Origin of the sequence: Kitasatospora paranensis, assembly GCF_039544005.1 — a bacterium.
Classification (GTDB): domain Bacteria; phylum Actinomycetota; class Actinomycetes; order Streptomycetales; family Streptomycetaceae; genus Kitasatospora; species Kitasatospora paranensis.
On the sequence record NZ_BAABKV010000001.1, the window covers coordinates 6,914,615 to 6,928,246 of the forward strand.

At 75.2% G+C, this 13,632-nt stretch carries 7 protein-coding genes and 3 pseudogenes; all 10 read left to right on the plus strand.

Annotated features, from left to right (window positions below; translation table 11 throughout):
- Positions 1-41: 41 nt before the first annotated feature.
- Positions 42-1,466 (plus strand): argininosuccinate lyase, encoded by a 1,425-nt coding sequence (gene argH, locus ABEB13_RS32845; protein WP_345708386.1) that lies wholly within the window; start codon positions 42-44, stop codon positions 1,464-1,466.
- Positions 1,467-1,527: 61 nt separating this feature from the next.
- A complete protein-coding gene (locus ABEB13_RS32850; RefSeq protein ID WP_345708387.1) occupies positions 1,528-2,034 on the plus strand; it encodes a sigma-70 family RNA polymerase sigma factor in 507 nt (168 codons plus the stop codon).
- Between the two features lie 300 nt (positions 2,035-2,334).
- A complete protein-coding gene (locus ABEB13_RS32855) occupies positions 2,335-2,835 on the plus strand; it encodes a GNAT family N-acetyltransferase (protein ID WP_100887461.1) in 501 nt (166 codons plus the stop codon).
- Between the two features lie 498 nt (positions 2,836-3,333).
- Positions 3,334-4,332: pseudogene (locus ABEB13_RS32860) on the plus strand (methionine ABC transporter ATP-binding protein); the annotation flags it as partial.
- Positions 4,333-4,351: 19 nt separating this feature from the next.
- Complete coding sequence (locus tag ABEB13_RS32865; RefSeq protein ID WP_345708388.1) at positions 4,352-5,089, plus strand: methionine ABC transporter permease; 738 nt, start codon at positions 4,352-4,354, stop codon at positions 5,087-5,089.
- A 96-nt stretch (positions 5,090-5,185) separates the two neighbouring features.
- Positions 5,186-6,021: pseudogene (locus tag ABEB13_RS32870) on the plus strand (MetQ/NlpA family ABC transporter substrate-binding protein).
- Between the two features lie 185 nt (positions 6,022-6,206).
- Positions 6,207-6,854: a GNAT family N-acetyltransferase gene (locus ABEB13_RS32875; protein ID WP_345708389.1), complete on the plus strand. Its 648-nt coding sequence runs from the start codon at positions 6,207-6,209 to the stop codon at positions 6,852-6,854.
- A gap of 140 nt (positions 6,855-6,994) precedes the next feature.
- Positions 6,995-8,248 (plus strand): precorrin-6y C5,15-methyltransferase (decarboxylating) subunit CbiE, encoded by a 1,254-nt coding sequence (gene cbiE / locus ABEB13_RS32880; RefSeq protein ID WP_345708390.1) that lies wholly within the window; start codon positions 6,995-6,997, stop codon positions 8,246-8,248.
- A 1,002-nt stretch (positions 8,249-9,250) separates the two neighbouring features.
- Positions 9,251-12,297, plus strand: a pseudogene (gene cobT, locus ABEB13_RS32885) (nicotinate-nucleotide--dimethylbenzimidazole phosphoribosyltransferase).
- A gap of 91 nt (positions 12,298-12,388) precedes the next feature.
- Positions 12,389-13,624: a uroporphyrinogen-III C-methyltransferase gene (cobA, locus tag ABEB13_RS32890; protein ID WP_345708391.1), complete on the plus strand. Its 1,236-nt coding sequence runs from the start codon at positions 12,389-12,391 to the stop codon at positions 13,622-13,624.
- The last annotated feature ends 8 nt before the right edge of the window (positions 13,625-13,632 follow it).

Below are 13,632 nucleotides of genomic sequence, written 5' to 3' on the forward strand. Positions count from 1 at the left end.
GCGGCCGGGGCCCACGCCCGAACCCGTAAGGAGCCCACGCGATGACCGCCGACCAGAACGCCGACGTCCGACTCTGGGGCGCCCGCTTCGCCGACGGCCCCTCCGAGGCGCTGGCGAAGCTCTCCGCCTCCGTGCACTTCGACTGGCGCCTCGCCCCCTACGACATCGCCGGCTCCAAGGCGCACGCCCGCGTGCTGCACCGGGCCGGGCTGCTGAGCGACGAGGAACTGGCCGGCATGCTCGGCGGCCTCGACGCGCTGCTCGCCGACGTCGAGGCGGGCACCTTCACCGGCACCGTCGCCGACGAGGACGTGCACACCGCCCTGGAGCGCGGGCTGCTGGAGCGGCTCGGCCCGGACCTCGGCGGCAAGCTGCGCGCCGGCCGGTCCCGCAACGACCAGATCGCCACGCTGTTCCGGATGTACCTGCGCGACCACGCCCGGATCATCGGCGCCCTCGTCCTGGACCTCCAGCACGCCCTGGTGGGCCTCGCCGAGGCGCACCCGGACACCGCGATGCCCGGCCGCACCCACCTCCAGCACGCCCAGCCGGTGCTCTTCGCCCACCACGTCCTCGCGCACGTGCAGGCCCTCGGCCGGGACGCCGAGCGGCTGCGCCAGTGGGACGCCCGCACGGCGGTCTCCCCGTACGGCTCCGGCGCGCTGGCCGGCTCCTCGCTGGGCCTGGACCCGCAGGCGGTCGCCGCGGACCTGGGCTTCGAGCGGGGCTCGGTCGGCAACTCGATCGACGGCACCGCCTCGCGCGACTTCGTCGCCGAGTTCGCCTTCGTCACCGCCATGATCGGGATCAACCTCTCCCGGATCGCGGAGGAGGTGATCATCTGGAACACCAAGGAGTTCGGCTTCATCACGCTGCACGACGCCTTCTCCACCGGTTCCTCGATCATGCCGCAGAAGAAGAACCCGGACATCGCCGAGCTCGCCCGCGGCAAGTCCGGCCGCCTGATCGGCAACCTCACCGGCCTGCTGGCCACCCTCAAGGCGCTTCCGCTCGCGTACAACCGCGACCTGCAGGAGGACAAGGAGCCGGTCTTCGACTCCTGCGACACGCTGGAGGTCCTGCTGCCGGCCTTCACCGGCATGATGGCCACCCTCACCGTGCACCGGGAGCGGCTGGAGGAGCTGGCCCCCGCCGGCTTCTCGCTGGCCACCGACATCGCCGAGTGGCTGGTCCGGCAGGGCGTGCCGTTCCGGGTGGCGCACGAGGTCGCCGGGGCCTGCGTCAAGGTCTGCGAGGCGCAGGGCATCGAGCTCGGCGACCTGACGGACGAGCAGTTCGCCGCGATCTCCGAGCACCTGACGCCCGAGGTCCGCTCGGTGCTCAGCGTGCACGGCGCGATCGCCTCCCGCAGCGGCCGAGGCGGCACCGCACCCAGCGCGGTCGCCGTCCAGCTGGCCGAGGTCAAGGCCGACCTCGCCGCCCAGCAGGAGTGGCTCTCCGCCTGAGATCCCGCAGGACGGGGGCGCGCCGGGTGACCCGGCGCGCCCCCGTCTCGTTGCGGCGGGTGTGAACCCCGGAATCCCGCCCCTGCCGGTCGGCGAACTCCGCCCCGCCCTGGCACCACTGCTCGCGGCCCTGGCCCGCGACCGCCACGACCGCGAGGAACTGGAGCAGGCCGTCTGGCTGCGCGCCCTGGAGCGCCACGCCGGGCCGGGCCTGCCGCGCGACCGGCAGGGCTGGCTGCGCGGGCAGGCCGTCCGGGAGGCGCTGGCGGCCCGCCGGGCGGCCGCCCGCGAGACCCCGGTGGCGCGGGTGGTCCGCCGCCACCCGGAGCCGTACGAGGCGCTGCGGACGGCCGAGCTGGTGCGGGCGGTGCGGCGCGCCCTGGAGACCCTGCCGGGCCCGTGTCCGGAGCTGCTGCGGGCGCTGTCCGGCGCGCCGGAGCTGACCTACCGCGAGCAGGCCGAGCGGCTGGGGGTGCCGCGCGGCAGCATCGGGCCCGTCCGCTCCCGCTGCCTGGGCCGGCTGCGCCCGCTGGTGGCGGCCCGCTGGTCCGACTGGCGCGCGGAGTGAGCCCGCGCGCCCCCGGCGTCCCCCGGTCGGACGTGACGCTCGCCACGTCCGGGCGGCCGGAGGGTTGAGATCCGGCGACGTCTGGGTAGAGCGGTGGCGAACGTCGTGCTTGACGGTGGTCCGACCGCCCGGATACTGAGCGTGAGTGCAGATCCGGCGGCGCCGTGCCCCACCCACCGCCCGGCCCGCCGTTCTGCGCTAACCTCCCGGGCCGGGCAGATCCCCGCCCGGGCCCTCAGGCCGGGCACCGGTGCCAACCCTCGACTCGCACCGGGCACAAACGATGGGGAGAACCCGCACATGGGCATGAGTGTGATCATCTCGCCGGCGACGCAGGACGACGCGGAGCAGATCCTCAAGTTGCAGTACCTCGGCTACCAGTCCGAGGCGGAGCTCTACGGCGACTGGGGGCTGGACGCCCTCACCCAGAGCCTGGAGAGCCTGCGCGCGGAGCTGGCCGACAGCCACGTCCTGGTGGCCCGGCTCGGCGACGAGGTCGTCGGCACCGTCCGCGGCCGGGTCGACGCGGACGGCACCGGCCGGATCGGCCGCCTGGTCGTCCACCCCCGGATGCAGCGGCACGGCCTGGGCCGGCGGCTCCTGGAGGGCGTCGAGCAGAGCCTGCTGGACGAGAGCGACGTGCGGGCCTTCGAGCTGTTCACCGGCCACCGCAGCCTCGGCAACCTGCGGCTGTACGCCCGTCAGGGGTACCGCCAGAGCGCGGTGCGCGAGGTCAGCGGCCGACTGTCCGTGGTGACCCTCAGCAAGCCGGTGGCCGTCCCGCTGGCGGCCACCGCCTGATCGACGCGTGCTGCCGCGACGGCGCCCGACCCGCCCGGGTCGGGCGCCGTCGCGCTTGCGGCACAAGGGTCGTGTCCGCATTCCGGACAAGAGGTCCTGACTTTTGGGACCGGGTCGGAATGTCTGATTTACTTGCTCGCATGACAGCGACCACGACATGCATCCCCACCGGCGCCACGCCGGCAGGTGAGACGCGCATGTGCCGCTGTCTCATGTGTCACCACTGAGGGCCATCGTCCCTCTTCCGGCCACCGGCCGGGAGTGACCCCGCTCGCGCCCCGAAGCGAGCCACCGCGCCGCCGAGCGGCGCTCCCGAGGCCCACGCGCCGCCGACGAACCGTCAGGGCAGACCGCCCGTACCCGTCCGCGCCGCCGACCGGCCGCCACCGACGTACGGCGACCCGCCACCCCCGTCCTCCGGCGTGCCCGCGCACGCCGCGGAACAGCCCCGGCGCGCCCGGCCACGAGCCGTTCGCCCCCGACCTACGGAAAGCAGCCGTGATCACCACCAAGGACCTCACGAAGGTCTACCGTTCCCGCGGCCGAGAGGTCACCGCCCTCGACGGCGTCGACCTGCACGTCCGTCCGGGCGAGGTCTACGGAGTCGTCGGCACCAGCGGTGCCGGCAAGTCCACCCTCATCCGCTGCGTGAACATGCTGGAGCGGCCCACCTCCGGCAGCGTCACCGTGGACGGCGTCGAACTGACCGCGCTGCCCGGCGGCGAGAACCGCGCCGGACGCGAACTGCGCGAGGCCCGCCGCCGGATCGGCATGGTCTTCCAGCACTTCAACCTGCTCTCCTCGCGCACCGCCCAGGAGAACGTCGAACTGCCGCTGGAGATCATCGGCCTGGACCGCACCGAGCGCCGCCGCAAGGCCGCCGAACTGCTCGACCTGGTCGGCCTCGCCGACCGGGCCCGCAGCTACCCCGGCCAGCTCTCCGGCGGCCAGAAGCAGCGCGTCGGCATCGCCCGCGCCCTGGCCGGCGACCCCAAGGTGCTGCTCTCCGACGAGGCCACCAGCGCCCTCGACCCGGAGACCACCCGGTCGATCCTGGCCCTGCTGCGCGACCTCAACCGCCAACTCGGCCTCACCGTGCTGCTGATCACCCACGAGATGGACGTCATCAAGTCGGTCTGCGACTCCGCGGCCCTGATGCGCGGCGGCCGGATCGTCGAGGCCGGGCAGCTCACCGACCTGCTCGCCACCGGCGGCTCCCGGCTGGCCCGCGACCTCTTCCCGCTCGGCGAGTTCGCCTCCGGCCACCCCGGCCGGACCGTCCTGGAGATCACCTTCCAGGGCGACGCGCCCGCCCAGCCGTTCGTGTCCCAGCTCGCCCGCACCTACCAGATCGACATCAACATCCTGGGTGCCGCGGTGGAGACCGTCGCCGACCGGATGGTCGGCCGGATGCGGGTCGAACTGCCCGGCGGACACCAGGACAACGTCGTCCCGATCGGCTACCTGCGCGAGCAGGGACTCCAGGTCGAGGTGCTCGACGGCAAGGGGCGGCGGCATGACCTGGGACCAGATGCAGGAACTGCTGTGGCCCGCCACCTGGGAGACCCTCCGGATGGTCGGCGTCGCCTCGCTCGCCACCGTGCTGCTCGGACTTCCGCTCGGCGTGCTGCTCGTCCTCACCGACCGCGGCGGCCTGCTGCAGAACCTGCCCTTCAACCGGGTGCTCGGCGCGGTCGTCAACATCGGCCGCTCGCTGCCCTTCATCATCCTCATGGTGGCGCTCCAGACCTTCACCAGGTCGCTGGCGGGCACCACCATCGGCTGGCAGGCCGCCACCGTGCCGCTCACCATCGGCGCCATCCCGTTCTTCGCCCGGCTGGTCGAGACCGCCGTCCGCGAGGTGGACGGCGGCCTGGTCGAGGCCGTCCAGTCGATGGGCGGCTCCACGTGGACGATCGTGCGCAAGGCGCTGCTCCCCGAGTCGCTGCCCGCCCTCGTCTCCTCCGCGACCACCACCGTCATCGCCCTCGTCGGCTACTCGGCGATGGCCGGCGTGGTCGGCGGCGGCGGCCTCGGCGACCTCGCCGTCCGGTACGGCTACCTGCGCTTCGAGACCGGCTTCATGTGGGTGATCATCGCCGAACTGGTGGTGGTCGTCACCGCCGTCCAGCTCGCCGGCGACCTGGCCGCCCGCCGGCTCGGCCGCCGCGGAGCCCGCCCGGCCCGCACCCGCCTGCTCAGGCCCGCCCGGCGCCCCGCCGAGGAGCCCGCCACCGGCAGCGCCGCCGGCTGACCGCCCGCCCACCCCGGGCACCCCCAGACCCCGGCCCCTGTCCGACGGACCGGCCGATCCCACCGCACCACCGCACCACGGAGAAAGGCACTTTTCGTGCGTAACATCCTGAAGTTCACCAGCGTCCTCGCCACCGCCGGCCTCGCCCTCTCGGTCGCCGCCTGCTCCAGCAGCGGCTCCGCCGACTCGGCCGCGAGCGCCGACCCGGGCAAGCCGCTGGTCGTCGTCGCCAGCCCCACCCCGCACGCCCAGATCCTCGACTACGTCAAGAAGAACCTCGCCGACAAGGCCGGGCTCACGCTCGACGTCAAGGTGGTCACCGACTACGTGACCCCCAACACCGCGGTGCAGGACGGCTCGGCGGACGCCAACTACTTCCAGCACGTCCCGTACCTCGACGACTTCAACAAGAAGCAGGGCACCGACATCGTCTCCGCCGGTGCCGTCCACCTGGAGCCGCTCGGCCTCTACTCCAAGAAGGTCAAGGCCGTCACCGAGCTCAAGGACGGCGCCGAGGTCGGCGTCCCCAACGACGCCACCAACGAGGGCCGCGCGCTCAAGCTGCTCGCCGACAACGACGTCATCACCCTCAAGTCCGGCGCCGGCACCACCGCCACCCCCCAGGACATCGCGAGCAACCCCAAGCACCTGAAGTTCAAGGAGCTGGAGGCGGCCCAGCTGCCCCGCTCGCTCGGCGACCTCGACGCCGCCGTCATCAACGGCAACTACGCCCTCGACGGCGGCCTGAAGCCCGCCAAGGACGCCATCGTGCTGGAGAAGGCCGCGGGCAACCCGTACGCCAACATCCTCGCCGTGAAGAAGGGCCACGAGAACGACCCGCGGGTCCAGAAGCTCGCCAAGCTGCTGGCCTCCCCGAGGTCAAGAAGTACATCGAGGACACCTTCAACGGCTCGGTGATCCCCGCCTCCTGACCCGTCGCAGCACGCCCGCCGGGCCCCCGCCGCACCCGCGGCCGGGGCCCGGCGGCGCAGTATGCGCCCACCACCGCCGTGTCGGGGGGCGATCTGACGGCCCGTCGCCGGAATGCCGGTACCCTGGCTGGCCCGTACAGAGGCGGGGCGTACGGTGTGTCCACGACCCGGCGAGGAGAGACGGCATGGCAGCGAGCTTCCCCGAGACGGCCATCAGCACGGAACGGCTGTTGCTGCGCCCGCTCGACGACGGCGACACGGCGGGCCTGGTCGCGATGGCCGCCGACGAGCAGGTCCAGGCCTGGACGGACCTCGCCGCGCCGTTCACCGAGGCGCACGCCCGCGACTGGATCCGCCGGATCGCCCCCACCCGCCGCGCCGACGGCAGCGGCATCGTCTTCGCCGTCACCGAACACCTCACCCAGCGCCTGGTCGGCCTCGCCGACCTGCGCGCCACCGACTGGCGGCTGCGCTCCACCGAGCTGGGCTTCCTCACCGCCGCCTGGGCGCGCGGCGAGGGATACGCCGGCGAGGCCGCCCTCGGCGTCGCCCAGTGGCTCTTCGAGGACCGCGGCTTCCTCCGCCTCGAACTGCGCACCGCCGCCGGCAACATCGCCGGCCAGCAGGTCGCCCAGAAGATCGGCGCGATCAGCGAGGGCGTGCTGCGCAGCGCCTGGATAGTCCGCGGCGAGGAGTACGCCGGATCCTCGCCCGCCCGCCGCGGCGCCGCCGACGACCGCACCGACCTCATCCTCTGGAGCCTGCTGCCCGAGGACCTGGAAGTCCCGCAGGACGACGGGCGGGCCGAGCACCGCTACGTCCTGCACGACTGACCCGCCCGGCACGCTCCCGATCCGCCGGCCGTGCCGCGAACCGCCCCGCCACCGGGTAGCCTCTGCACCTGGACGTGCCGCAGGCCCTGCGCCGCGCCGTCCGACGTCGGGGCGGACCGGGTGAGGGAGAACTGCCGCAGATGGCTGACCGGATCACGGTCATCGGGTGGGACGGCACGCCGCTGACCGAGGCCGCCGCCACCGCGCTCGCCGGGGCCACCCTGGTCGCCGGAGCGCCGTACCAGCTCAACGCACTGCCCGTACCGGCCACCGCCGAGCGGATCGCCCTCGGCAGTGTGCAGGCCGCCGCCCGCCGCATCGCCGAGCACCGCGGCACCGCCGTCGTCGTCGCCGAGGGCGACCCCGGCTTCTTCGGCGTCGTGCGCACCCTGCGCAGCCCCGAGTACGGACTCGAACTCGAGGTGCTGCCGGCCGTCTCCTCGGTCGCCGCCGCCTTCGCCAGGGCCGGCATGCCGTGGGAGGACGCCCAGGTCGTCTCCGCCCACGGCGGACGGCTGCGCCGCGCCGCCAACGTCTGCCGGGCGCACCCGAAGGTCGCCGTCCTCACCACCGCCGAGGCCGGGCCCAGCGAACTCGCCCTGATGCTGCGCGGCGTGCACCGCACCTTCGTGGTCTGCGAGGCGCTCGGCACCCCCGACGAGGACGTCACCGTGCTCACCTCCGACCGGGTGCCCGACCACGACTGGCGCGACCCCAGCGTCGTCCTGGTCATCGGCGGCTCCAACCACCACGCCGTCGACGAGCCCGCGGGCTGGCTCGCCGGCCGCCCGATCGGCTTCCCGGCCGCCGAACGCGGCTGGGCACTGCCCGGCGAGGTCTACGCGGCGGCCGAACCCGGCCGGGAGGCCGACGAGCCCGACCACGCCCTCCCGCCGCACGTCCGCGCGCTCGTCCTGGCCCGGCTCGGCCCGCTCCCCGGCGACCTCGTCTGGACGGTCGGGGCCGGCAGCGGAGCGCTCGCCGTCGAGACCGCCCGGTTCGGCGCCGCCGTCGTGGCCGTCGACGCCGACCTCGCCGCGTGCGCCCGGATCGGGGTCAACGCCCGCCGCCACGGCGTCGAGGTCGACGTGGTGCACGGCGCCGGTGAGGACGTCCTCGGCGAACTCCCCGAACCCGACGCGGTCGCGGTGGAGCACGGCGGCGCACAGGTGGTGCGCGCGGTGCTCACCAGGCGCCCCGAGCGCCTGGTCGCCGTCGCGCACACCTTCGCCGAGGCCGAGGAGATCAGGTCCGCCCTGGCCGGCGCCGGGTACCGCACCGACGGCCTGCTGCTGCAGGCCGCGCCGCTGCGCCCCGGCGACGGGGCCCCGGCCGGACTGGCCCCGGGCCCCGGCAGCCACACCATGGTGCTCTGGGCCGAACAGGCCTTCTGACGGTTCGTACGCCCGATCCGGGACCGGGCCCGCCACGGGTGATCCCCGTCGCATCCGGACACCGATTCGAGAGCGTGTCGGCCCCGGCCGGTAGGGTGGCGTCCTGGTTGCGCACGGCGATCGGTGCACCGTGCCCCCGGTACGGTCGGCCCCTTTGACGCGGTGCAACCCCTGGGGCGCCGCCCGCGGGCATTCGACGGGGCGCAGGTCGGGCCGGAAGAATGCCGTGGGGCCCGGCACGGTCGTGCCGGTTGCCCCGGCTTGTCGTTAATTCTGATGGCGCGCCACCCGGGACGGGTGGTGTGCAGGGGTGGCAGCGGTCGGCGATCGCGTCGCCGAGGACGCGCAAGCGGCCTGGAAGGAGCTTTGGACATGACCGATGGCGGCCACCTCCCGAGCGATGCCTCTCTCGTACCTCAGAGCGGGCAGCGAACGGACGCGCCGGACCAGCCGGTCGGCATCGCCGACCCGCTGACCGACCCGTTGACCGGGCCGCTGCCCGGCGGGGGCCTGCCCGGCGGCGGGGCCTGGCCGGGCGAGCACCGGCCGGCGTACACCTTCCTCGACCAGCTGGACGAGGAGGACGACGTCCTGCTCATGCCCGGTCCGCAGACCGCCTGGGGCGACGCGATCGCCCACGGCGCCGTCGAGACCGTCATGGTCGAGGCGGCCGCCGGGCCGGCCGTGGTGCAGCCCGTTCCGGTCCAGCCGGCCGCCGAGGCGTTCGCGCCGATCGCGATGCCGCCCGCCGAGGCGGTCGCCCCGGTCGCCGACACCATGTCGCTGCGGACGCTGGAGGACCCGGCCGAGCCCACCGCACCGGTGCCGCCGGGCGTCCCCGTGGAGCCCTCGTGGCCGCCGCTGCAGCCCCTGTCGGCCGAGGAGCCCGCCGCGGCCGCCGAGCCGGTCGCCGGGCAGGCTCCCGCCGCCGAGCAGACCGTCCAGGCGCAGGCCGCCCGCCGGCCCCTGCACGCGGGCCCGCCGATCCCGGACCCGTCGCTGATGACCGGCCACGTGCCCGTCCGCTCGCTGGCCGACCGGGGCCCGTCCGGTGCGGCGGGCAGCACGCCCGCGCACGGCGTCCCCGTCCCGGCCGCGGAGCCCGTGGCGCCCGTCCAGCCGCTCCAGCAGCAGCCGGTCGCCGTGCCGGCCGCCGTGCAGCAGCCCGGGTTCGCTCCGGCGCCCGGCCAGGACGGCACGGCCGGGCCGCAGGCCGTGCAGACCACCGACCCGTCGCCGGTCGCAGTGGCCGAGCAGCCGGTGGCGGCCGCCGTCACCACCGAGCAGGTCGTGGCGGCCGCGCCGCAGGCCGCGCCCGCCGCCGAGGCGGTCGCCCCGGTGGCCGCGCCCATCCCGGCCCAGGCCGGCGGCCAGCCGCGCCGGATCGCGGCCTTCCTCGCCGCGCCCGCCCCGCACGGCCTCTCGCCGCTGGTGGAGCCCGCCGCGGCCCCGGCCCCGCAGGCCGGGACGGGCGTGGAGCCGGCCGCCGTCGTCGCGGAGCCGGCGCTGGTGGTCGAGCCGGTCGCGGCCGACCGGCCCGCCGTGCAGCCCGCCGCCCGGGCCGACGCCGTGGAGCCGGTCGCGGTCGCCGAGCCGCTCGCCGTCGAGCAGCCCGTTGTCGCCGAGCCGGTCGCGGCCGAGCCCGTCGCCGAGCAGCCCGTCGTCGCCGAGCCGGTCGCGGTCGAGCCGGTGGCCCCGGCCGCCGCGCCCGTCCAGGCCTCGGACGAGACCCCCGCCGCCGAACCCGCTGCCGGACCTGCGGGCGAAGCCGTCGCCGAGCCGGTCGCCGAGCCGGTGACGGAGCCCGCCGAGGCCGGGCAGCCGCAGCCCGGGCAGGGCCAGGAGCCGGAGGCCGAGGCCGTCGCCACGCCCGAGGCCGTCGCCACGCCCGAGGCCGTCGTGGTCGAAGCCGTCGTCGTCGAGGCCCCGGCCGAGTCTGCGGTGGCCGAGGCCGCGCCCGCCCCGGCGCAGGCACCCGCGCCGGCCGAGCAGGAGCCGACGGCAGAACCCCTGAGAGAGAGCGTTCCGATCGTGGACACCGCCGCAGAAGCCCCGGAGTCCGCGGACACCGTCCGGACCGACGGCACCGCCGGGCTCGTCGACGCGGCGCCCGCCCCGGTCGGGCCGGAGTCCGAGGCCCCGGCCGTCGACGCACCGGCCGTCGACGCACCGATCGCCGCCGAGGCCGACGGCGGGGCCGTGGCCCAGGTCGTGGCCGAGCCGGTCGCCGAGCAGTTGATCCCCGCCCCCGCGGCCCCGGTCGACGCCGGGACCCCGGGTGACGACGCCGAGCGCCCGGCGGCGGCCCCGGCTTCGACGAGGCCGGCCGCGAGGCCGTCCACCAGGTGATCCGCTCGCGCCGCGACGTCCGCAACGGCTTCCGTCCCGACCCGATCCCGCACGAGGTGCTGCTCCGCGTCCTGGAGGCCGCCCACACCGCGCCCAGCGTCGGCTACTCGCAGCCGTGGGACTTCGTGGTGATCCGCTCCCGCAAGACCCGCCGCAAGATGCACGAACTCGCCGAGCGCCAGCGCAACGCGTACGCGGACTCGCTGCCCAAGGGCCGCGCCAAGCAGTTCAAGGAAATCAAGATCGAGGCCATCCTCGACACCCCGGTGAACATCGTGGTCACCGCCGACCGCACCCGCGGCGGCCGGCATACCCTCGGCCGGCACACCCAGCCTCAGATGGCCCCCTACTCGGCCGCCCTGGCCGTCGAGAACCTCTGGCTGGCCGCCCGCGCCGAGGGCCTCGGCGTCGGCTGGGTGAGCTTCTTCGACGAGGAGGAGATGGTCCGCGAGCTCGGCCTGCCCGAGCACCTGGACGTCGTCGCCTACCTCTGCGTCGGCTACGTCGACGCCTTCCCGGACGAGCCGGAGCTCCAGCAGCAGGGCTGGGCGAAGAAGCGCCCGCTGTCGTGGGTCGTCCACGAGGAGCAGTACGGCAACCGCGCGCTGCCCGGTGAGGAGCCGCACAGCCTGCTCGCCGACACCCTGCGCGGGATCCGCCCGCTGGACGCCAAGTCGCTCGGCGACGCCTGGGACCGCCAGAAGCGGATGACCAAGCCGGCCGGCTCGCTCGGCGTGCTGGAGATCATCGCGGCGCAGCTCTGCGGCCTCTCCCGCAAGTGCCCGCCGCCGATCCCGGAGCCCGGCTGCGTCGCGATCTTCGCCGGCGACCACGGGGTGCACGCCCAGGGCGTGACGCCCTGGCCGCAGGAGGTCACCGGCCAGATGGTCGCGAACTTCCTGGCCGGGGGAGCGGTGGTCAACGCCTTCGCCGCCCAGGTCGGCGCCGAGGTCTGCGTCGTCGACGTGGGCGTCAAGGCCGAGCTGCCGGAGGCCATCCAGCAGGGCCGCACCACCGGCCTGCTGCCGCGCAAGGTCAAGCCGGGCACCGACGACATGACGCAGGGCCCCGCGATGACCCGCGAGGAGGCCGTGCAGGCGATCGAGGTCGGCATCGAGACCGCCCGCGACCTCGTCGCGGCCGGCAACAAGGTGCTGATCACCGGCGACATGGGCATCGCCAACACCACCGCGTCGGCGGCGCTGATCTCGGTGTTCACCGGCCTCGACCCGGCCGAGGTCACCGGCCGCGGCACCGGTATCGACGACGCCACGCACGCCCGCAAGGTCGAGGTGATCCGCGCCGCGCTGGCCCTGCACCAGCCCGACCCGGCCGACCCGATCGGTGTCCTGGCGGCCGTCGGCGGCCTGGAGCACGCGGCGATCGCCGGCTTCCTGCTGGGCGCGGCCTCGCTGCGCACGCCGGTCATCCTGGACGGCGTGATCGCCGGTTCGGCCGCGCTGGTCGCCAAGGCCGTCGCACCCGAGTCCCTCGCGGCCTGCATCGCGGGCCACCGCTCGGCCGAGCCGGGCCACCAGGCGGCGCTCGGCAAGCTCGGCCTGCGTCCGCTGATCGACCTGGACCTGCGGCTCGGCGAGGGCACCGGCGCGCTCCTCGCGCTCCCGCTGGTGCAGAGTGCGGCCCGTGCGATGCACGATGTAGCCACCTTCGACTCCGCAGGCGTCACCGAGAAGGCCTGAGCCACCGGCCTCTCGCCCGCACCGGCCCGAGGGCGCGCCGGTGCGGGGGAGAGGCGCTGCCCCCACCATCTCCCACCCAGGAGCCCCGCCGATGAACGCGCCCGCACCCCACCCCAGCACCGAGGGCCTGACCCCGTACCCCGTCGGCCTGCTGCTCGCCGGACGGCGCGTCGTCGTGGTCGGCGGCGGCCAGGTCGCCCAGCGCCGGCTGCCCGCGCTGATCGCCTCCGGCGCCGAGATCCACCTGATATCGCCGAGCACCACGCCCGCGGTGCACGCCATGGCCGACGCCGGCGAGATCGTCTGGCACGAGCGCGTCTACGCCGAGGGGGACCTCGCCGACACCTGGTACGCCCTGGTCGCCACCGACGACCCGGGCGTCAACTCGGCGGTCTCCGCCGAGGCCGAGCGCCGTCGGGTGTTCTGCGCCCGCAGCGACGATGCCTCCGCCGCCACCGCCTGGACGCCCGCCAGCGGCCGCGACGGCGGCGCGACCGTCGCCGTCCTCACCGGCGACCCGCGCCACTCCGCCGCGCTGCGCAACGCCATCGTGGACGGCCTGCGGGACGGCTCCCTCGCCGCCCGCCAGTACCGCGAGCGCACCCCCGGCGTCGCCCTGGTCGGCGGCGGCCCCGGCGACCCCGACCTGATCACCGTGCGCGGCCGTCGGCTGCTCGCCGACGCGGACGTGGTCGTGGCCGACCGCCTGGCCCCGCGCGAGCTGCTCGCCGAACTCCCGCCGAACGTCGAGGTCATCGACGCGTCGAAGATCCCCTACGGCCGCTACATGGCGCAGGAGGCGATCAACCGCACCCTGATCGACCACGCCAAGGCCGGCAAGTTCGTCGTCCGTCTCAAGGGCGGCGACCCGTACGTCTTCGGGCGCGGCGGCGAGGAACTGCTCGCCTGCGCGGAGGCCGGGCTGCCGGTCACGGTGGTGCCGGGCATCTCCAGCTCGATCAGTGTCCCCGCGGCGGTGGGGATCCCGGTCACCCACCGGGGCATGACCCACGAGTTCACCGTCATCTCCGGCCACGTCGGCCCGGGCGACCCGCGCTCGCTGACCAACTGGGAGGCCGTGGCGGGGATGAGCGGCACCCTGGTGCTGCTGATGGCGGTGGACAAGATCGGTGCCATCGCCGCCAAGCTGGTCGAGTGCGGCCGCGCCGCCGACACGCCCGTCGCCGTCGTCCAGGAGGGCACCACGGCCGCCCAGCGCCGGGTCGACGCCACGCTCGGCACCGTCGCCGCGACGGTGGAGGCGGAGCAGATCAGGCCGCCGGCCGTCATCGTGGTCGGCGACGTGGTCGGCGTCCTCGCGCACTGAGGGCCGGG

Coding starts and splice junctions, on each gene's coding strand:
- argH (WP_345708386.1), top strand. CDS start 42: ATGACCGCCGACCAGAACGCCGACGTCCGACTCTGGGGCGCCCGCTTC.
- ABEB13_RS32855 (WP_100887461.1), top strand. CDS start 2,335: ATGGGCATGAGTGTGATCATCTCGCCGGCGACGCAGGACGACGCGGAG.
- ABEB13_RS32865 (WP_345708388.1), top strand. CDS start 4,352: ATGACCTGGGACCAGATGCAGGAACTGCTGTGGCCCGCCACCTGGGAG.
- ABEB13_RS32875 (WP_345708389.1), top strand. CDS start 6,207: ATGGCAGCGAGCTTCCCCGAGACGGCCATCAGCACGGAACGGCTGTTG.
- cbiE (WP_345708390.1), top strand. CDS start 6,995: ATGGCTGACCGGATCACGGTCATCGGGTGGGACGGCACGCCGCTGACC.
- cobA (WP_345708391.1), top strand. CDS start 12,389: ATGAACGCGCCCGCACCCCACCCCAGCACCGAGGGCCTGACCCCGTAC.